The sequence below is a fragment of the Kitasatospora sp. NPDC127116 genome, from assembly GCF_042677365.1.
Lineage (GTDB): Bacteria > Actinomycetota > Actinomycetes > Streptomycetales > Streptomycetaceae > Kitasatospora > Kitasatospora lactacystinica.
In genome coordinates this window covers 1-1,157 of the sequence record NZ_JBHXTL010000306.1, presented here as the reverse complement: position 1 = coordinate 1,157, position 1,157 = coordinate 1, and the positions used below count along the sequence as shown (strand labels likewise).

At 72.9% G+C, this 1,157-nt stretch carries 1 protein-coding gene; it reads right to left on the bottom strand.

Annotated features, from left to right (window positions below; all coding sequences use genetic code 11):
* Positions 1 to 21 precede the first annotated feature (21 nt).
* On the bottom strand, positions 22 to 924 hold the full coding sequence (locus ACFVHV_RS43825; RefSeq protein ID WP_380359501.1) for a S1 family peptidase: 903 nt from the start codon (positions 922 to 924) through the stop codon (positions 22 to 24).
* Positions 925 to 1,157 lie beyond the last annotated feature (233 nt).

Genomic DNA, 1,157 nt, shown 5'->3' with positions numbered 1-1,157 from the left:
GCTCGGGCGGAAGGGCTCGGGTCAGTAGACGCTGACGTTGTACGCGGAGAGCGCCGCGTTGACCGGCTGGTAGAAGGTCGTCCCGCCGGAGGTGCAGTCGCCGCTGCCGCCCGAGGTGAGGCCGAGCGCCTTGGCGCCGTCGTACAGCGGGCCGCCCGAGTCGCCGGCCTCGGCGCAGACGTTGGTCTGGATCAGGCCGCGGACGGTGCTGCCGTCGCTGTAGCGCACGGTGGCGTTGAGCCCGGTGACGGTGCCGCCGTGGGTGCCGGTGGTCGAGCCGGTGCGCTTCACCGCCTCGCCGACGACGGCGTTCGGGGCGGAGGAGAAGCCGCCCGGGTGGCTGAGGGCGCTGTTGTCGTAGCGGACCAGCGCGTAGTCGTGGCCGGGGAAGGTCGAGCCGATGGTGGGGCCGATCAGGGTGCTGTGGGCGACGTCGGTGTACCAGTTGGCCGCGACGTTGCCGCAGTGCCCGGCGGTGAGGAAGTAGTAGGTGCTGCCGCTCACCACGTTGAAGCCGAGCGAGCAGCGGTACTCGCCGCCGTAGATGGCGTCGCCGGCCGCGAGCAGCGGGGTGAACACGCCGGGGACGCGGTGGACGTCGAGGTTGGGCGCGGAGGGGCCGGCGGCCTTCATCAGCCGGGCGAGCGAGGACGGGGAGACGGTGCTGTCGGCGGTCACCACGACGCGCCCGGCGGCTTCGTCGACGTACCAGGCCGTGCCGTCGACCTCGGCGTTCAGAATGGCGTCGCTGATCGCCGAGAGCTGTTCCGGTTCGGCGGTGCGGGTGGGAGCGGCGGCGGCGCCCGGCGCGGCGACCGCGGTCGCGGTCAGCAGGCCGAGGGCCGCGGCGAGCAGGCGGGTGCGGCGCGTGCTGCCGGTGCGGGGCGTGCTGCCGGTGCGGGGCGTGGTGCGCGTGGTCCTCACCGATCTCCTCCTGAGGGGGTGACGGCCCTGAGGGTTGGGGCCGTGAAGCGCGGTCAGGGGATGGGCGGACCCCGGTCGTTGCTCTCCGGAAGCACGGCGGATGATCAGCTCCTGATCGGCGCTGACCGGAAGTATGAGGAAACGGACCGTTCGGTACAAGCTTCCCGAGGGGGTGTCGGTGTAGGAGCCGTGGGGCGGCCCGACCCATGTCTTTGGGGTCAGGCGGCGGTGCG